This is a genomic window from Rhodoferax sp. U11-2br (genome assembly GCF_018619435.1).
In the GTDB taxonomy this organism is placed as follows: domain Bacteria; phylum Pseudomonadota; class Gammaproteobacteria; order Burkholderiales; family Burkholderiaceae_C; genus Rhodoferax.
This window is the reverse complement of record NZ_JAHFZF010000043.1, coordinates 1-19,121: the sequence shown is the minus strand read 5'-3', so window position 1 is coordinate 19,121 and position 19,121 is coordinate 1. Positions and strand designations below refer to the sequence as shown.

Annotated in this window: 17 protein-coding genes; 12 read left to right on the top strand and 5 right to left on the bottom strand. The window is 60.1% G+C overall.

Features of this window, described 5'->3' with window-relative positions; all coding sequences use genetic code 11:
* Position 1: 1 nt before the first annotated feature.
* Together secF and KKO72_RS19305 are read left to right on the top strand one after the other, a co-directional pair.
* A complete protein-coding gene (secF, locus tag KKO72_RS19310) occupies positions 2-958 on the top strand; it encodes a protein translocase subunit SecF (protein WP_214942986.1) in 957 nt (318 codons plus the stop codon).
* 15 nt (positions 959-973) lie between these two features.
* Positions 974-3,418: a DUF1631 family protein gene (locus KKO72_RS19305; RefSeq protein ID WP_214942984.1), complete on the top strand. Its 2,445-nt coding sequence runs from the start codon at positions 974-976 to the stop codon at positions 3,416-3,418.
* A 20-nt stretch (positions 3,419-3,438) separates the two neighbouring features.
* On the opposite strand, the gene KKO72_RS19300 is transcribed toward KKO72_RS19305, so the two are convergent.
* Genes KKO72_RS19300 through KKO72_RS19290 form a run of 3 tightly spaced genes read right to left on the bottom strand, consistent with a single transcriptional unit; the run spans position 3,439 to position 6,457 of the window.
* Positions 3,439-3,915, bottom strand: a complete 477-nt coding sequence (locus tag KKO72_RS19300; RefSeq protein ID WP_214942981.1) for a DUF494 domain-containing protein — start codon at positions 3,913-3,915, stop codon at positions 3,439-3,441.
* A 60-nt stretch (positions 3,916-3,975) separates the two neighbouring features.
* Positions 3,976-5,199, bottom strand: a complete 1,224-nt coding sequence (gene dprA, locus KKO72_RS19295; RefSeq protein ID WP_214942978.1) for a DNA-processing protein DprA — start codon at positions 5,197-5,199, stop codon at positions 3,976-3,978.
* 49 nt (positions 5,200-5,248) lie between these two features.
* Complete coding sequence (locus KKO72_RS19290) at positions 5,249-6,457, bottom strand: LysM peptidoglycan-binding domain-containing protein (RefSeq protein ID WP_214942975.1); 1,209 nt, start codon at positions 6,455-6,457, stop codon at positions 5,249-5,251.
* Positions 6,458-6,586: 129 nt separating this feature from the next.
* On the opposite strand from KKO72_RS19290, the gene def reads away from it, so the two are divergent.
* From def to KKO72_RS19245, 9 genes are all read left to right on the top strand, one after another.
* Entirely contained in the window at positions 6,587-7,108 is a 522-nt protein-coding gene (gene def, locus KKO72_RS19285; protein WP_180125203.1) for a peptide deformylase, read from the top strand.
* Positions 7,105-8,064 carry a methionyl-tRNA formyltransferase gene (fmt, locus tag KKO72_RS19280; RefSeq protein WP_214942972.1) on the top strand — a complete coding sequence of 320 codons (960 nt, stop codon included), beginning with the start codon at positions 7,105-7,107 and terminating at the stop codon, positions 8,062-8,064. Before def ends, fmt begins: the two co-directional genes overlap by 4 nt.
* 9 nt (positions 8,065-8,073) lie before the next feature.
* Positions 8,074-8,817, top strand: a complete 744-nt coding sequence (locus KKO72_RS19275) for an AzlC family ABC transporter permease (RefSeq protein WP_214942969.1) — start codon at positions 8,074-8,076, stop codon at positions 8,815-8,817.
* The gene (locus KKO72_RS19270) at positions 8,814-9,164 is read left to right on the top strand and encodes an AzlD domain-containing protein (protein ID WP_214942966.1); all 351 of its coding nucleotides are present in this window, start codon (positions 8,814-8,816) and stop codon (positions 9,162-9,164) included. The genes KKO72_RS19275 and KKO72_RS19270 overlap by 4 nt, the downstream gene beginning before the upstream one ends.
* Before the next feature lie 140 nt (positions 9,165-9,304).
* The gene (locus tag KKO72_RS19265; RefSeq protein ID WP_214942963.1) at positions 9,305-10,831 is read left to right on the top strand and encodes a methyl-accepting chemotaxis protein; all 1,527 of its coding nucleotides are present in this window, start codon (positions 9,305-9,307) and stop codon (positions 10,829-10,831) included.
* Between the two features lie 359 nt (positions 10,832-11,190).
* Entirely contained in the window at positions 11,191-13,086 is a 1,896-nt protein-coding gene (locus tag KKO72_RS19260) for a phosphoenolpyruvate carboxykinase (GTP) (protein WP_214942960.1), read from the top strand.
* Positions 13,087-13,537: 451 nt separating this feature from the next.
* Positions 13,538-14,617 carry a class II fructose-bisphosphate aldolase gene (gene fbaA, locus KKO72_RS19255; protein WP_214942957.1) on the top strand — a complete coding sequence of 360 codons (1,080 nt, stop codon included), beginning with the start codon at positions 13,538-13,540 and terminating at the stop codon, positions 14,615-14,617.
* A 199-nt stretch (positions 14,618-14,816) separates the two neighbouring features.
* Positions 14,817-15,881, top strand: coding sequence for a class II fructose-bisphosphate aldolase (gene fba / locus KKO72_RS19250; RefSeq protein ID WP_214942954.1), 1,065 nt, complete (start codon positions 14,817-14,819; stop codon positions 15,879-15,881).
* A gap of 277 nt (positions 15,882-16,158) precedes the next feature.
* The gene (locus KKO72_RS19245; protein WP_214942952.1) at positions 16,159-17,079 is read left to right on the top strand and encodes a phosphoribosylaminoimidazolesuccinocarboxamide synthase; all 921 of its coding nucleotides are present in this window, start codon (positions 16,159-16,161) and stop codon (positions 17,077-17,079) included.
* 85 nt (positions 17,080-17,164) lie between these two features.
* On the opposite strand, the gene KKO72_RS19240 is transcribed toward KKO72_RS19245, so the two are convergent.
* A complete protein-coding gene (locus KKO72_RS19240; RefSeq protein ID WP_214942949.1) occupies positions 17,165-17,671 on the bottom strand; it encodes a threonine/serine exporter family protein in 507 nt (168 codons plus the stop codon).
* A gap of 3 nt (positions 17,672-17,674) precedes the next feature.
* Positions 17,675-18,445, bottom strand: coding sequence for a threonine/serine exporter ThrE family protein (locus tag KKO72_RS19235; RefSeq protein WP_214942947.1), 771 nt, complete (start codon positions 18,443-18,445; stop codon positions 17,675-17,677).
* Between the two features lie 160 nt (positions 18,446-18,605).
* Here KKO72_RS19235 and KKO72_RS19230 point away from each other — a divergent pair.
* A partial coding sequence (locus KKO72_RS19230) for a DJ-1/PfpI family protein (protein ID WP_214942944.1) occupies positions 18,606-19,121 on the top strand: 516 nt, incomplete at its 3' end.

The window sequence follows — 19,121 nt, the reverse complement described above, 5'->3', positions numbered from 1 at the left end:
GATGGAGTTTTTCAGAATCAAGCGTGACATCCCGTTCATGCGCCATGCCCTGGTGTTCAACGCGGTGTCCTTGGTCACCTTTTTGGCCGCCGTTTTTTTCCTGTTTTCCCGTGGTCTGCATTTGTCGGTGGAATTCACCGGCGGCACCCTGCTGGAGGTCACCTACGCCCAGCCTGCCGACGTGGGAGTGGTTCGCGACACGGTGGCCAAACTGGGTTTTGCCGATGTTCAGGTGCAGAACTACGGCACCGCCCGTGATGTGCTGATCCGTTTACCCGCCCAAAAGGGCGTGAGTTCGGCACAACAAAGCGCCCAGGTGATGACCGCGTTGAAGGCAGTGGATGCCAGCGCCAGCATGCGGCGTACCGAGTTTGTGGGTCCACAGGTGGGGGATGAACTCGCTGCCGACGGCCTCAAGGCGCTGGCCTTTGTGGTGGTGGGTATCATGATCTACTTGGCCATCCGCTTCGAGTGGAAGTTTGCGGTGGCGGCGATCATTGCCAATTTGCATGATGTGATCATCATCATGGGCTTTTTTGCCTTCTTCCAGTGGGAGTTCTCCCTGCCTGTGCTGGCTGCGGTGTTGGCAGTGCTGGGCTACTCGGTCAATGAGTCGGTGGTGATTTTTGACCGGATTCGTGAGAACTTCCGTCGTTATCGCAAGATGAGCACGGTGGAAATCATCAACAACGCCATCACCTCCACCATCAGCCGAACCATCATCACCCACGGTTCAACCCAGATGATGGTGCTGTCCATGCTGCTGTTTGGCGGCGCGACCCTGCACTACTTTGCGCTGGCACTGACCATCGGTATCTTGTTTGGTATCTACTCCTCGGTGTTTGTGGCGGCATCGATTGCCATGTGGCTGGGCATCCATCGTGAGGACCTGGTCAAGGGCACCGTGGTCAAGAAAGACACCGACCCGAACGATCCCAACGCAGGAGCCACGGTCTAAGCCGTTGTTTTGAGCATGGCCACCACAGCGCAAACGCCCTCGCAAATGCAGTTGTCTGCACGCGTGCGCCAGCGCCTGGTGTCGCAGACCGGTACCTCGCTCAACAGCTTGCTGGCGAAGGTGCAGGAGCGCTTGACACAACTGATGGACGAGGCGGCACCATCACGTGAAGTGCAGGTACGCCGGGATGCCTGGATGGCTTTTCAACGCCAGAAGACACGTTGGCTTGACGGCACCCTCTCTGCCTGGGAGTCAGCGCTGCTTGCCGACAAAAAAACGGCCCAGCCATCGGGCCGCGCTGCGTTGGCCGCCGATTTTGAGCTGCAGGGCACGGATGAGGTGGAGAACAAGATCATCGCATCACGCATGGCGCTGAACCTGATGGAAAAAGGCGCCGAGCCGGTCAATGATCTGCGCAAGCGCCTCAAGTACCTCAACAACAACCAGGCCTTGTCAACCCGCGATATTGTTCACCCGGAGGTCTTGTTCCTCTTGCTGGTGGAGCAGTGGGAGGCAGCGGGTTTGTCGCGCGAAGCCTTGCAACTGGTGTCGGCGGTGGTGCAGCGCCATCTCAACGAACACCTCGAGAAAGCCTACACCGCATGCAATGAGGAGCTTATCAAGCTGGGTGTGTTGCCGGTGATTGAGTTTGGTGCACCCACCAGCGCATCCTCTTTCGAAGACGAACGCGAACCCCACCCCCAGGCGCCAGCACCGCCGCCTGCACCTGCCCCAAATCAACAACGCCGCGCGTCCGATCAGCCTGGCGGGCCCAACCCCGCAGAACAACGGCGCAGCGGTGGTGTGCGGATTGGCTCACCCGCTGGACGGGTTGGCGGCATCTATGGGCGCGCCCAAGGCCTGATGGAGCAGGTGGGCCGTCTGCTCAGTGGTGCATTTCTGGAAAGTCCGCCTGCAGCAGGAGGCTTGAGCACAACGTCTGCTTATGCCGCCCAAGGGTTTGTGGGGGCTGAGGCGTATCCCGGGCAGGCCGTGGTGAGTGGCCCCGGTGGGATGATCTTGCCCGCATCAGGCGCAGGTGCAACGCGGCTGGCCTATGCCGGACCGTCTGCGCCTCTGATGATGGCCTTGGCGCAGCAACCCCGGCTGCAGGATGTGCAGTTCGTCACCACGGACGGTGGCAGGCAGGTTGTTTATCCGGTGGCGGTGGCCCAGGTTGCCACCGAGTTGCGCCAACTCTCCAGCGAGCTCAAGAGCAAGGCCGAAACCGACAATGAAAAAGCCATCATTGAACTGGTGGCCTTGATGTTTCAGTCGATCCTGCAGGAGGATCGCATCCCACCCGGTGCACGGGTCTGGTTTGCGCGGCTGCAAATGCCGGTCTTGCGCATCGCCCTGGCCGACCCAGACTTCTTCAACAAGCTGGACCACCCGGCACGCCAGCTGATTGACCACATGGGCTCGTGTGTGCTGGGGTTTGACTCCAGTGGCATCAGCACCGACGCGCTGGAGACCGAAATCAAGCGTGTGGTTCAGGTGGTGGAGCAGTACCCCGAGACGGGTGACCGGGTCTACCGGCGGGTGTACGAGGAGTTTCAGCAGTTCCTGAAAAAACACCTGGCAAAAAAACCGTCGGCACAAAAAGTGATGGGTGTGGCCGAACAGTTGGAGCAGAAGGAAACGCTGGCGATCCAGTACACCATTGAGCTGCGTGACCAGCTCAAGGACATGCCGGTACGTGAGGAAATCCGCTCATTTTTGTTCAAGGTCTGGACCGAGGTGCTGGCGGTGTCCACCGTGCGCCAGGGCAAGCAGCATGAAGAAACCCTGCTGCTGAAAAAGACCGCCACCGACCTGATCTGGGCGGCCAGCGCCAAACCCAACCGGGCCGACCGCACCAAGGTGATCGCCGGTCTGGCCGCCCTGTTGCAGAACCTGCGCGACGGCATGAACCGACTCGGCATCGTGCGTGGTGCCCAGGAAGTCCACATCAAGATCATCAGCGACACCCTGGCCGACGCCTTCATGGCCAAAACCGAAACCGTCGCCGATGCGCAGATCCAGGCTCTGGCCAAACGGCTGGCCGAGTTGGACGACTACATCAGCGACGACGGTGGCGAAGAGCTGCCGCTGGACACCGAAAACATCGAGGAACTGCTGGGCTTTGAAGCGTCCGAGCTGGATGTGGTCAGCGAAGGCGGTGAGACCGCCAGCGAGGACATGGCCGAGTGGGCGCGTGAACTGGCGCTGGGTTCGTGGTTTGCCCTCAACTACAAGGACGTCACGGTGCAGGTGCAGTATGTCTGGCGCAGCCCTCTGGGTCACCTGCATCTGTTCTCCAACAATGTGGGCCACAGCTACCTGTTCCAGACGGCACGCCTGGCCGCGTATTTGCAAGCCAGCCTGCTGACACCACAGGAAGACGAACCCTTGACAGCGCGGGCAACCCGCTCGGCGCTGGATGAGATCCACGCCCATCCGCAGCGCCTGCTGGGCTAATTGAGAAAAGCCATGCGGCCTCAGTTCGCCAGACGTGTGCTCTGGTGATCGTAGAGTTCGTCCAGCACCAGCACATCGGGCGTGCGGCGCAGGCCCCAGAACACCATCAGCACAATCAGCTTGAGATCGTCCACCCCGATGGGGCCCGGGCCGGCGGCAGTGACCCGGTCCATCACCAGCTCCAGCTCCAAGGTGAACAGCGCACCCGCCGACACCAGAAAAACCAGAAATCCCCAACCGGCCACACCAAGCCGACGCTTCTCAGGCTCAGACAACACCCGCATGGCGGCGGCACCGGGCACTGGAGGGGCCGCCACCAACGGCGTGGTGGGCAACTGGCGCGCCGCAAATCTCAAGTCCTCCAGCCAGAACAAGGCCGCATCCACTTCGCTGGCGGCAAAGCCCTGGGTGTTCAAGGTGCGGTGCAAGGCCAGCAGTTCTGGGCATGCATCGCTGTCAAGGTAGTTGTCGTAAACAAACGCGAGGACTTCAAACATGGCCTCAATATACCGCCGCCCGAGCACCCCAAACCCTCAAACTGGGCCGGGAATCAGACCTCAGCCACCCTGGCGCTGAAACAGGCCACCCGCCAGCCGCGCCACCAAGCCATCCAGCTCCAAACCCATCAACTGGGCTTGAAGATCGGCGGTGTTGAGGCCGGTACGGGCCTGCAAGGCCTCCAGCCCGACCGGGTCAAAACCCATGGCCATGAGCAGCGGTGAATTCTGAGAAAAATCGGCCTCAGCCCTTATATCTTCTGGGTCAGTAGCTGCAACTGTTGTCGCTATTGGCAAACTGCCCGGCCACTGCAACTCCTCCAGCACATCCTGCGCCGACTCGACCAATTTGGCGCCCTGCTTGATCAGTGCGTGGCAGCCGCGCGACTGCGCGGCGTGAATCGACCCGGGAATGGCAAACACCTCGCGCCCCTGTTCGGCCGTGAGGCGTGCGGTGATCAGAGAGCCCGATTGCAGCGCTGCCTCCACCACCAACGTGCCCTGCGCCAGCCCGGCAATCAAGCGGTTGCGTTTGGGGAAATTGGCGGTGAGCGGTGGGGTACCCAGCGGGTACTCACTCAGCAGCAGCCCGTGCTGGGCAATGCGGTGCGCCAAATCCCGGTGCGCCCGAGGGTAAACACGGTCCAAGCCAGTGCCCACCACCGCAACGGTGACGGCCTGGTGGCTGACACTGGCGCCGTCCAGCGCGCCTTCGTGGGCGGCACCGTCAATGCCCAGCGCCAAACCACTGACCACGGTCAGCCCGGCCTGGGCAAACGACCTGGCAAACAGACGCGCGTTGGCTGCGCCTTGGGGTGTGGGGTTGCGGCTGCCCACCATGGCCAGGCTGAGGCTGGTGTCGATGGTGTTGCAAGTCGCTATGTTTTCAGAAGCTGTCTGCCCTTTATCTAAAAAGGCTGAAGGCCCATTTTCTTTAAAAGCTGCGTTGCCAAGCAGGTACAGCATCAAAGGCGGGGCGTCGAGGTTCAGCAAGGCGTTGGGGTAAAGCGTGTCACCCAGGGTAGCGACTTTGCGGCGTATGCCGTGTTCTGCGTCCTGCTGCAGCCAAGTCCAGGTGCGCTCCAGCAGCTCAGCCAGTTGGGTCGGTTCGGTGCCCAGTGCCTGGGCTCGGGCTGGGCTCACCACTTGTTTCAAGGCGGCGATGCTTTGTTCAAAGATCGCCTGCGGCAGACCAAAAGCGGCCAGCAGTTTGCGGGCACTGTCGTTGCCCACGCCCGGGGTCAGGCTCAGTCTCAGCCAGGCAGCTAGTTCGTCACGTTCCACAACGTTGCGTGTGTCTGTGGCTCAAGCCAGGGGGTGCCAGTGCCAGCTGTTAACGTGGGTTGACGAGCCGGTCACCCACCTTGACACCGCTGACAATGTCCAGCACCAAGCCGTAGGACAGCTTGTCGAAGGTGCGAAACACCATCAGCAAGCCGTTGCGCTCATCGGGCAGCTTGATGTTGGCCAGCGCCGGGTCGGTCTTGTCAACGATGCGGGCACCACTCTGCAAAATAGCCAGCACATGCCCATTTTCCAGCCCGTCCAGGCTGCCTTTGTTAAGGATCACCACCTGGTTTTGCGCCGCATTGACCACGGCCGTGCCGTAAATCGAGACGATGCGTGCATCCACCGGGCTGGCCGGGGCGTGTGGTACATAGTTCAGCAACTGCCGAGGTGGCTCGGGCAAGAGGCGGTCACCCACGCGGATTTCTTCCTTCACATCCACGATGTCGAAGGTCGCTGGAATCACCTCTGAAGGTGCGTCGACCGCTGACGGGGCAGAGGTCTGCGTCCCTTCGCTGCGTGCCAGCAAGGCTTTGCCCAGGTAAGGCGCCTCAAAACCCAGCACTTCCCCGGTCACCGGGTCTTTCAGCGGCTTGGTGTCGCGAAAGATGCGGTAGGCTTTTTGTTTCTGCGTCGGATCGTCCATCAGGTCGCCCGAGCTGCTGCGGACATAAGCGCGGTCACCGCGGGTTAGGAACACCCGTCCATCCTGGGTGGCGACGATGCGTGGCGCCTGGTTCATGGTCTGATCGTCCACCACAATCCCCTCGGACAGGAAGGGTTCGATAAGGTGGTTCTGCAAAGTGGGCAAGGCGTTGTCAGCCACCCCTTCAATCCGCGTACGCGGGGACAAACGCACCGTGGGGATGCCTCCGTCAATGTTGGCTTGGGTGCTCAACCGGGCGCGGCCATTGGCGGTGACCAAGTACAGTGTTTGTCCCGGATAAATCAGGTGCGGGTTGCGAATGTCAGCCATGTTCATGCCCCACAGCTCGGGCCAGCGCCAGGGTGATGTCAGGAACAGACCGGAAATGGACCACAAGGTATCGCCCGACTGGATGGTGTAACTCTGCGGCGCATCAGACCGCAGCTCCGTCAAAGCCACCCCGGCTTGAGCCACCTGGTTGGCGGTGGCACGCTGCTGGGCTGAGACGGGGAAGTTCTGCGCCTGGGCAGCCCCGGCGGCGAGCCAGCCAAACGCCAGCGTGACACAAGCCAGAGGGGTGAGTGCTGCTCGAAGGAAAGTGTGAGGCATGTGGTTCGTACCTTGTTGTATCGCGTGAGATTTTGCGCCCAAGCCCTTGATTGGACAACGATTCTCACCCTGCGATTGTGCAACCAGACAAAAATATAGCGAAAATAACGACATCGCAGGACACATACTATGGCATTACTGACAATTATTTGCTACCCAGACACCCGGCTGCACACGGTGGCCAAACCCGTGGTGGCGGTTGATGACCGCATCCAGACACTGGTCGACGACATGCTGGAAACCATGTACGAGGCCAACGGTGTGGGGCTGGCCGCCACCCAGGTAGATGTGCATGAACGTGTGGTTGTTCTGGACACCTCGGAGGGGCGCGACAGCCCGCTGGTGGTGATCAACCCCACGCTGGTCTGGACCAGCCCCGAAACACACCTCAACGAAGAAGGCTGCCTGTCGGTGCCCGGCATTTACGATGGTGTGATACGCCATGATGCGGTCAAGGTCGAGGCACTGGACCGTGAAGGCAAATCCCGCGTGATCGAAGCCGATGGCCTGCTCGCGGTGTGCCTGCAACACGAGATGGACCACCTGCTGGGCAAGGTGTTTGTCGAGTACTTGTCGCCGCTCAAACGCAACCGCATCAAGACCAAATTGCTCAAAGCGCAGCGCGACGGCCGCGTTGCCAAGCTGGTTTGAAGCTGGTCTTTGCCGGTACGCCGGAATTCGCTGCGGTTGCGCTTGCCCAGCTGCTGGCCGCAGGCCATCAGATCACGCTGGTGCTGACCCAACCAGACCGCCCGGCCGGGCGCGGTCTCAAATTACAAGCTTCGCCGGTCAAACAACTGTCCTTGCAACATGGCATCCCCGTGGCCCAGCCGCGCAGCCTGCGTCTGGATGGCAAATACCCCGAGGAGGCCCAAGCGGCACAAGATCTGCTGCAAGCCGCGCAAGCAGACGCGATGGTGGTGGCGGCCTACGGCCTGATCCTGCCGCAGTGGGTGCTGGATCTACCCCGGCACGGCTGCTTCAACATCCATGGCTCCTTGTTGCCACGCTGGCGTGGTGCGGCGCCGATCCACCGCGCCATTGAGGCCGGGGACGCACAGACCGGCATCACCATCATGCAGATGGATGCCGGGCTCGACACCGGTGACATGTTGCTGACGCAGTCGCTGCCGATTCTGACCACCGACACCACCGGCAGCCTGCACGACCAGCTGGCAAACCTGGGTGGTGTGTTGATGGTGCAGGCACTGCAGTTGTTGCAGCAAGGCGCACTCCAGGCGGTGCGCCAGCCCACTGAAGGTATCACCTACGCTACCAAGGTCGAGAAGGTCGAGGCGGTGATCGACTGGCGCCAGAGCGCAGAGACCATCACCCGGCGGGTGCGGGCCTTCAACCCGGCGCCGGGTGCCAGCACCTTGCTGGCCGGTGAGCCGCTCAAGGTGTGGGCCGCTTGCATCGGCCCGGGTCAACCCTCGGCCGACCAAGTTTGCGGGCAAATTGTGGCTGTAGCCCAGGACCACATTGCCGTCGCTGCTATGGATTCCATCGTCCACATCACCGAATTGCAACGCGCCGGTGGCAAACGCCTGAGCGTGGCCGACTTCCTGCGTGGTGTGCCACTGCGGCCGGGCACGCTGCTGGGTTAGGTTACGCCCGTGTTTTTGAAGCCCTCCTTGTTCCGGCACCCCGAATTTCGGGTGGGGGTGATGGATGCGCTGGGGGCGGCGCCGGGGTTGGCCGCCTGGGCGCTGATGACCGGCGTGGCCATGGTGAACTCGGGGCTGAGCACCTTTGAGTCCTTGTTGATGGGCTTGATTGTGTTTGCTGGCAGTTCGCAGCTGGCGGCCATCCCGCTGATCGCCGCTGGCGCACCCGCCTGGGTGGTGCTGGCCACCGGCTGGTGTGTCAACCTGCGTTTTGTGGTGTTCAGCGCCCACATGCGCCCCTATCTGATGCATTTGCCATTGCGTGAGCGGCTGCTCACCGGTTATCTGCTGACCGACCTGAGTTATGTGCAGTTCACCCGGCGTTACCCGCAGCATGGCAGCAGCCCGGAGCAACTCCAGGCGCAGCAAGCCTATCTGGCTGGCAACTGCGGGCTCAGTTGGGCCTCCTGGGAAAGTTTCACGGTGCTGGGCATTGTGTTGGCGGGCCTGATCCCGGCGAGCTGGGGGCTGGGTTTTGCTGGCATCTTGGCGCTGCTCGGGGTCTTGTTGTCGCTGGCGTCGGGCCCGCTGCGCTGGGTCAGCGCCGGTGTGGCCGGGGCGGCAGCGGTGGCAGCATTTGCCCTGCCCTTCAAGCTCAACATCCTGGTGGCGATTGCCGCTGCGGTGGCCATGAGCCTGATGCTGGAGGCGGCCCAGCGGGCCAAAAACACCCGGGTGGAGACCACGCCGTGAGCGCCGAAACCGATCTCTGGACCGTGCTGGTGATCCTCGGTCTGACCGCCATCACGGTGTTGACACGTTCGCTGTTTTTCCTCTCCAGTCGCCCCTGGCAGTTGCCCGGCTGGATGCAGCGCGGTTTGCAATATGCACCGATTGCGGCCCTGGCGGCGGTGATTGTTCCCGAACTGGTCATGACCCAGGGTGAGTTCATCCACAGCTGGCAAGACGCCCGGCTGTTTGCCGCACTGGCTGGCACGGCCTGGTTTCTGGGACACAAGGCCCAGCGGCAGGCGGTGCTGGGCACGATTGTGGTGGGCATGCTGGTGTACCTGCCGCTGCATTTGGTTTGGAGTTGGTAGAAGCCCTGACGGCACCACAACGAGGTGGCCCCTAGAATGAGCTGAGCCCCTCTGGCCCCCATCTCTGGCTTATCCAGAGGTGTTTCTGGGGCAGGCTCTGAGGCCCAACCGCCTATCTCAGGCTGATCTGAAAGAAGCCCATGAATCTGCTGTCGCCGGGAATCACTTTGCTCAGGCTTTTGTCGGCCCGCTGGCGTTTTTGGGTGTTGTCGATCCCGATGCTGCTGATGTGGCTGGCCATGGGGATCATGTGGTTGACAGCTTTGGTGGCCCACGAGCAGGAAGGTGCCCTGTTTGGTGGGCTCGGGCTGGTGGGGCTGCTCATCTGGCTGTATTTGCAAGCGGCCTACGCCAGCCTCATGAGTGATGAGGCACAACACATGGACAGCGCCATGACCCAGGTGTCACACGGCGACCTGTCGCAAGCGGCGTCTGGCAAGACGCCGTCTCTGGGACGCTTTGGGCGGCAGTTGCAGCAGATGGTCACCAACATGTCGAGCATGGTGGCCAACATACGCACCGCGGCCGTGTTGTTAGGTGACACCGGCAAAACCCTGGTCGAAGACACCCGCGGCTTGGCAGAACGTGCGCAGGCCCAAGGCCAGCACCTGCAACAGACCTCGGTCCACGTCAAACATGTCAGCGAAACGGTGGCGCGCAACGCCCAGGCGGCACAACAGGTCAGCCAGATGACATCCAGCCTGCACCAGGAAGCCGATTCAGCTGGTAAAAAGATGACCGAGGCCATGCAAAGCATGGGTCCGCTGGAGGTGACCTCCAAACGCATGTCCGAGATCATCGGGGTGATCGACGGCATCGCTTTCCAGACCAATTTGCTGGCGCTCAATGCCGCGGTGGAGGCGGCGCGTGCCGGTGAACAAGGCCGGGGTTTTGCCGTGGTGGCGGCCGAGGTGCGCAACCTGGCCAAACGCAGCCAGGGCGCGGCTGCTGAAATCCGTGACCTGATTGCCGAGTCGTCCAAACGCGTGGGTGAAACGGTGCATGGCATCAAACAGATCAACGACAGCATGGCCAGCCTGATCTCCGGCATTGGCGGCATTGCCACCAACATCAATGTCATGGCCGAGGGCAGCGCCTCGCAAAGCGCTGCCCTCGAAGAAGTGGTGCACGCGGTGGGTGACCTCGACGTGCTGACCCAGGAGAACGCGGTGCTGGTCGGCCGCGCCGGTGTCAACGCCGAGCGCCTGATCAACCAGGCTTCGATTCTGGAGGTCTCGGTCGGCGACATCCGCTTGCACCAGGGCACCGCCGACCAGGCGCGCCAGCTGGCGCTGAACGCACTGGCGCACCTGCGCCAGGTGGGTTACGCCCAGGCAGTGCGTGACTTCCACGACCGCAGCAAACCGTTCATCGACCGCGACCTCTACATCTTCATTTTTGACCGTGGCGGCATCTACCAGGTGCACGGCGCTTTGCCCGAGAAAGACAACACCGACTTGCGTGTGATTCCCGGTCTGGACGCGGAAAAACTGATTGCCGACGCCTGGGTGGTGTGTGACAGGGAACAAGGTGGCTGGGTCAATTACGTGATCACCAACCCGGTCAGCCGCGAAACCCAGGCCAAAACCTCGTACGTGATCCCGCTGGACCAGCAGCACCTGCTGGGCTGCGGCTGTTATCTGAACTCGGAATGGCTCAACGTCTGACCCGGCTGGCCCACACCGAGACAGCCAGGTAAGCAGCCTGCTTCTGCCAAGCTTCCTAATAGCATTTATATAGCAACATGCCCTTGATTCATAAGGGATAGAGGCCAAAAACGCTCGAAACCCCAGGACCCTTGGTCTCACGCGGATACCCTCTCCTGCTGGCGTTCTCCGTTCCATTCGACTGCATTTGCAGCCGCGCCTTGTCTGCGCTGCGGCTTACGTCATTCTGCTGAAAAATATTTTTGTCAAATGCAGTTAACAAAAATCAGTTTCCTTGCGTTTGAACAGTTTCAGGTAAGGTGAAACGCTCACAATAAGTTTTGCTTGATGCAATGAAACGGTTTTTACCAGGAGGTTCAATGAACGCCGAAACGCAGCATGACTTATCCCGCAATGCCCCCGCTTATGTGCGCAACCAAGGTCTGATTTCCTGGGTGGCAGAGATCGCCGCCCTGACCCGCCCCGACGCCGTGTACTGGTGTGACGGTTCGGAAGAGGAATACAACCGCCTGTGCCAGCTGCTGGTGGACGCAGGCACTTTCAAGAAGCTCAACCCGGTCAAACGGCCCAACAGCTTTCTGGCCTGCAGTGACCCCAGCGACGTGGCCCGGGTCGAAGACCGCACCTTCATCTGCTCCGACAAGAAGGAAAACGCCGGCCCCACCAACAACTGGATGGCTCCGACCGAGATGCGTGCGCTGCTGCAGACCGGCCAGGCCGATGGCACCAAGGCCTTGTTTGACGGTTGTATGCAAGGCCGCACCATGTATGTGATCCCGTTCAGCATGGGGCCGCTGGGCAGCCCGATTGCCCACATCGGCATCGAACTCTCCGACAGTGCCTACGTGGCGGTCAACATGAAAATCATGACGCGCATGGGCAAAGCCGTCTACGACGTGCTGGGTGCCGACGGTGCGTTCGTCCCCTGTGTCCACAGCGTGGGTGCGCCTTTGACACCTGGTCAAAAAGATGTGACCTGGCCGTGCAACACCAACAAGTACATCGTCCACTACCCGGAAACCCGTGAAATCTGGAGCTTTGGCTCGGGCTACGGTGGCAATGCACTGCTCGGCAAGAAGTGTTTTGCACTGCGCATCGCCTCCAACATGGCGCGTGACGAAGGCTGGCTGGCCGAACACATGATGATTCTGGGCGCCACCAACCCCGCAGGCAAAAAACACTATGTGGCGGCGGCTTTCCCAAGCGCCTGTGGCAAAACCAACTTTGCCATGCTGGTGCCACCGGCTGGTTTTGAAGGCTGGAAGATCACCACCGTGGGCGACGACATCGCCTGGATCAAGCCCGGTGCCGATGGCAAGTTGTACGCGATCAATCCAGAAGCAGGTTATTTTGGTGTGGCACCGGGTACCAACATGTTGACCAACCCGAACTGCATGTTGTGCCTGGACAAAAACGTGATCTACACCAACGTCGCCCTGACCGATGATGGGGATGTCTGGTGGGAAGGCCTGGAGTACGACACCCCCGGCAAGGCCCTGCCATCGCATTTGATCGACTGGAAAGGCAACGACTGGACACCTGAGATTGCCAAGGCCACTGGTGCCAAGGCAGCGCACCCCAACTCGCGTTTCACGGTGTCAGCCACCAACAACCCAGCGCTTGACCCCGAATGGGACAATCCCGCAGGTGTGCCGATCGACGCCTTCATGTTCGGCGGTCGGCGTGCCAACACGGTGCCGCTGGTGACCGAAGCGCGCAGTTGGGTCGACGGTGTCTACATGGCCGCCACCATGGGCTCGGAAACCACCGCAGCAGCGGTTGGCCAGGCCGGTGTGGTGCGGCGTGACCCGTTTGCCATGTTGCCGTTCACCGGATACAACATGAGTGACTACTTCCAACACTGGCTGACCCTGGGTGCCAAGCTGGAGGCCCAAGGTGTCAAGCTGCCCAAGATCTACACCACCAACTGGTTCCGCAAGGATGCGGATGGCAAGTTTGCCTGGCCGGGTTATGGCGAAAACATGCGTGTGCTCAAGTGGATTCTGGACCGCCTGGATGGCACCGCACCCCAAAGTGAAGAGTACTTCTTCGGCCTCACGCCGACCTATGCGGCCATCAACTGGAAAGGCCTGGACTTCTCTGAAGCGCAGTTCAAGACCGTCACCAGCATCGACAAGGCCGCCTGGAAGGACGAGATGGCATTGCACAACGAACTCTTTGCCAAACTGGCTTACCACCTGCCCAAGGCCTTGACTGACACCAAGGCGCGTATCGAGGCCGAACTGGCGGCCTGACAACCCAGGGTGACCTGGGGTCAGCCGTCACAAAGCCACCGCGAGGTGGCTTTTTTGTTGGTGCGGACGCGGGGCAGGACTGAGCGGGGCCAACAGGCTGTTTCTGGGCGTCCAGCCCTGGTTCAGGGGCATTCATGAAAACGATTACATTAATGTTTGATGTTGGTTAAGCTTTGCTTTGGCCAGACCACGACAATCAGCGCGCAAGTGCAGATTTTTTGATATGTGACTTGCTGGAAATCGTGTGGGGCGGGATGGCGTCGAGCAGATGCCAACCCGTTGTTGCCCTTGTCAAATTTGCCCAAAATGACCGCTACACACTGTTTTACCTCAGCCAGACGGCCCCGCGCCGCACCGGGTCGCCCAGAGACGCGCGACTTGCTGGGGTTGACTGTGTCAGCATGGCCCCGGTTTTTTCTTCCTCAACTCAACTAACTGAAAAGGATCGTCAATGTCTCAAAAAATTCTCGACGTGGTTCAACCTGGCGTGGTGTCGGGTGACGATGTGCAAAAAATCTTCGCCATTTGCAAAGCCAACAAGTTTGCGATGCCCGCCGTGAACGTCATCAGCACCGACTCCGTCAACGCGGTGCTGGAAGCGGCGGCCAAGGTCAAGGCCCCGGTGGTGATCCAGTTCTCCAACGGCGGTGCGGGGTTTGTGGCCGGTAAAGGCTTGAAGCTTGACGGCCAGCAAGCGGCCATTCTGGGTGGTATTTCTGGTGCCAAACACGTGCACCTGATGGCGCAGGCCTACGGTGTGCCAGTGATTTTGCACACCGACCATGCCGCCAAAAAGCTGCTGCCGTGGATCGACGGTCTGCTCGACGCTGGTGAAAAACACTTTGCTGAAACCGGCAAACCCCTGTTCAGCTCCCACATGCTGGATCTGTCGGAAGAACCTCTCAAGGAAAACATCGAAATCTGCGGCAAATACCTGGCCCGTATGGCCAAGATGGGCATGACGCTGGAGATTGAACTGGGTGTGACCGGCGGTGAAGAAGACGGTGTGGACAACAGCGGCCTGGACCATTCCCTGCTCTACACCCAGCCCGAAGATGTGGCCTACGCTTATGAAGAGCTGAGCAAGATCAGCCCCCGTTTCACCATTGCCGCCTCGTTTGGCAATGTGCACGGTGTCTACAAGCCGGGCAACGTCAAGCTCACACCCAAGATCCTCGACAACTCGCAAAAATTTGTCTCGGAAAAATACAAGGTCGCGCCCAACACGCTGGACTTTGTGTTCCACGGTGGCTCGGGTTCCAGCGCCGACGAGATCAAGGAAGCCATCAGCTACGGCGTGGTCAAGATGAACATCGACACCGACACCCAATGGGCGACCTGGGAAGGGGTGATGAACTTCTACAAAAAGAACGAAGGCTACCTGCAAGGCCAAATCGGCAACCCCGACGGTGACGACAAACCCAACAAGAAGTTTTATGACCCACGTGTCTGGCAACGTGCTGGCCAACTTGGCATGATCGGCCGCCTGGAACAGGCCTTCAAAGAACTCAATGCGGTGAACACCCTGTAAAACAGGCCAACCGTGTCAAAAAGGGCCGATGGCAACATCGGCCCTTTTTTCATGGCCACGATGTGGGGAAGATGTCTTTTTGGCCAAGGTCTTTGCCGGAAACCGCCAGCCAAGGCCTGGCTTAGGGTTTGCCGTAAGGGTTTTGTGTGCTTTTGTATTTCAAAATGCACATTTGTCAAAACTCACCAAGGACACCACCATGGCACTTGTTTCTATGCGCGAACTGTTGGACCACGCCGCTGTCAACGGCTACGGCATCCCCGCCTTTAATGTCAACAACCTGGAGCAAGTCCAGGCCGTGATGTCTGCCGCCGCCGAGGTCGGCTCACCGGTGATCCTGCAAGCCAGCGCCGGTGCGCGGAAATACGCCGGTGAACCCTTCATCAAACACCTGATCCAGGCCGCCATCGAGAGCTACCCACATATTCCGCTTGTCATGCACCAGGACCACGGTCAGAACCCGGCCGTTTGCCAGGGCGCGATCAATCTGGGTTTCAGCTCGGTGATGATGGACGGCAGCCTGGAAGGTGACGGCAAAACCATCGCCAGTTTTGAATACAACGTGGAGGTCACCCGCAAGGTGGTTGACATGGCCCACGCCGTGGGGGTGACGGTTGAGGGCGAACTCGGCTGCCTGGGCAGCCTGGAAACCATGAAGGGTGACAAAGAAGACGGCCACGGCACCGACGCCTCCATGACCCGCGAGCAGATGCTCACCGACCCGGAGCAGGCCGCCGAGTTTGTCAAACGCACCCAACTCGACGCACTGGCGATTGCGATTGGCACCAGCCACGGCGCCTACAAGTTCAGCCGCCAGCCCACCGGTGACATCCTCGCGATAAACCGCGTGATGGAAATCCACGCGCGCCTGCCCAACACGCACCTGGTGATGCATGGCTCAAGCAGCGTGCCGCAAGAGTATTTGGCGATCATCAACCAGTACGGTGGCAAGATGAAGGAAACCTATGGCGTGCCAGTGGCGGAGATCCAGAAGGCCATCAAGTTTGGGGTGCGCAAGATCAACATCGACACCGACATTCGCCTGGCCATGACCGCGGCGGTGCGCAAATTTCTGTTCGAAAACCCCGACAAGTTCGACGCCCGCGACTGGCTCAAACCGGCCCGCGAAGCCGCCAAACAACTGTGCAAACAGCGTTACCTGGAATTTGGTTGCGAAGGCCAGGCCGCCAGCATCAAAGGCGACAGCCTGACAGTGGTGGCCGCCAAATACGTGAGGGGTGAGTTGGCGCAGGTGGTCAACTGATCCAGCCACAACGCTGCGGACAAGCCACCTGCGGGTGGCTTTTTATATAGAAGATGTGCCTCTGGCCCTTTTAATTAAAGGGGTTAAAGCTATGAATTTTGTTAATTCAAAATGCCATTCCGTGCCACATCAACGTGTGTGGTCGGCAATACCGGGCCAGGCAGCGGCAAAGACCTCATCCAACCCGATCAATCACACCCGCCAGCGTGGAAAATCGGCGCATTGAACCTAAACTCACCCCTTGGCTTGATTGACTCTTTTGACTGGCACCCATTCCATGACCACCTCTGCTGAAACCACCGTTCACACCTCATCCCTGACCTCGCTGACCCTGCTGGCTCGCGGCAAGGTGCGCGACAACTACGCAGTGGGTGACGACCGCATCCTGATGGTGGCCAGCGACCGCATCAGTGCCTTTGACGTGATCATGGGCCAGCCGATTCCCGGCAAAGGTGTGCTGCTGACCCAGATGGCACTGTTCTGGTTTGACAAACTCGGCCCCAAGGGCCTGAACCTGTGCCCGATCCACCTCACCGGTGAGGCGCCCGAAAGCGTCGTCACGCCCGCCGAAGTGCCGCAGGTGACTGGCCGCTCGATGTTGGTCAAACGCCTCAAACCAATTCCGGTGGAAGCGGTGGTGCGTGGTTACCTGGCCGGTAGCGGCTGGAAGGAATACCAGGCCAGCCAGTCGGTCTGTGGTGTGCCCCTGCCAGCGGGCCTGAAAAACGCCAGCAAATTGCCCGAACCTATCTACACCCCCGCCGCCAAGGCCGAGATGGGTGAACATGATGAAAACATCACCTTCGAGAAAACCGTCGAGATGATTGGCGCCGATCTGGCCACACGCATCCGCGACATCAGCATCGCCATCTACAAGGCTGCCAGCGAGATTGCCGCGACCAAGGGCATCATCATTGCCGACACCAAGTTTGAATTTGGCCTGGACAAGGACGGCACCCTGGTGCTGATGGACGAGGTGCTGACCCCCGACTCCTCTCGCTACTGGCCGGCCGAGAGTTATGTGGAAGGTGTCAACCCGCCGAGTTACGACAAACAGTTTTTGCGCGACTGGCTGGAAACCGCCCAGGTCGGTGGCCGGCTCTGGAGCAAAACGCCACCGGCACCGCATCTGCCGCGCGAGGTCATCGACAAAACCTCGGCCAAATACCAGGAAGCACTGACCCGGCTGACCAGCTGAGTGATGTGTAAATCGGCCTCCAGCCCTTTTTTATTGGGCTGGCAGCTACAGCTTTTAGAGTGAAGGGCTGGTCAGAGACCAGTCCTTATTCCATCTCCACTTCCAGATTTTCATCAGGTTGCAGGCGTTTGATGGTCTGTTTGCGTGAGATCAGCATCGGAATGGCCACCCCCACCGACAGCGCCAGCATCACAAAAAAGGCCGACAAACCGTTGTTGACCGTGGCAAAAAAGATCTTGCTGTAGAGCACCGGGTCTTTTTCAACCGTCAGCTCGATCATGCCCACCATGGCCTGGTAGGCAAAAAAGCCGGGAATCATCGGGATCACCGCCGGAATCGCAAAAATCATCGGCGGCGCCTTGCGCTGGTGCGCCGCCAGCACACTGAGCAGGCCAATCAGCGCCGCACCGGCCAAGGTGGCCAGGGCCGCCACCGCACCCTGCTGCACCAGGCCAACCTTGACCAGCCCGCCCAGAGCGGCAATCACAAAAATGGTGCCCAGCGTGCGCCGAGGCACATTGAACAAGACCGCAAAACCGATGGCGGCACAACCCAGCCAGATGCCTTTTTCGAGAAACAACAGGGTATTCATGGCTCAGAACTTGTAGGCCACCAGGGCGACGGTCAGCCCCAGGGCAATGGCAAACGCCATGATCATCACATTGACACCGCGCACGATGCCATTGAGGGTGTGGCCATCCATCAGGTCAGAAATGGCATGGATCATCGGCACACCGGGAATCAGGAACAACACCGAGGTGGAGAACGCGTGGCTGTAGACCTCGTCGGGATGCAGGTAGAAATACGAACCCGCCACCAGCGCGGCGGTGGCCGCAGCAAAAAAGATCGAGACGTAGAAATTGAACTTGAGCTTGATCGCTTCTTGGCGCACATACAGGCCACAAAACGAGGCCACAAACACCGCCAGCATTTCGGTCAGGTTGCCGCCAAACAGCCGGCAAAAGGAGGCACCGGCCAGCGCCACCAACAGCAGCACCAGGTATCTGGGGTACAGCGGTTTGCGGTTGAGCACCTTGAGCTCTTCGGCAATCCGCGCCACCGACCACTTTTCCAGCACGATCTGCCAGCTCATGGTGCTGATGTCGGAGATCAGGTTGAAATTGAGGTGCATGCCGGGCATCCACTTGACACTGGTGAACACCTTGTTGCTGTCCGGGTAGGTCAGGGTCAGCATCAGCGCGTGGTTGGTGATCAGCAAATCAGGCACACAGGCAAAGGCATTGGCGATGCGCTCCACGGTGATCTTGATGCGCTCGGTATTGGCGCCCGAGACCATCAGCATCACACCAATGTCCAGCAACAGTTCGCCCAGTTCATCGTAGTCGGATCGGTGGCTCGTGGGCATGGGTGGGTACAAGTGGCTGCTGGTTGAAGAAAGCGGCGCATTTTACGTGCCAGGTAAACCGCAGCCCGCCAAACAGACGCGGCTGTCACAACCCGCTACCACCACAAGCGCAGCAGCCCACCCAACAATGCACGGGCCGACCAACCAACAGGAGACCAACATGGCAGCCAAAAAGATACTGATGATCTGTGGTGACTACTGCGAGGACTACGAAACCATGGTGCCGTTCCAGGTGCTGCTGACCGTGGGCCACACGGTGCATGCGGTGTGCCCCGACAAAAAAGCGGGTGACCAGATCAAGACCGCGATCCACGACTTTGAAGGGGCCCAGACCTACAGCGAAAAGCCGGGCCACAACTTCAGCCTGAATGCCACGTTTGCCGACATCCAGGCGCAGGACTACGACGCGCTGGTGATCCCCGGTGGCCGTGGCCCCGAGTACCTGCGCACCTACCCGGCGGTGGTGGCTGTGGTGCAGCACTTTTTCAGTGCCAACAAACCGGTGGCCGCGATCTGCCATGGTGCACAACTGCTGGCCGGGGCAGACGTGCTCAAAGGGCGTACCTGCTCGGCCTACCCGGCCTGCCGTTACGAGGTGGAACGGGCGGGTGGCACCTATGCCGACATTGCCATCGACGGTGCCTTCACCGAGGGCAACCTGGTCAGCGCCCCGGCC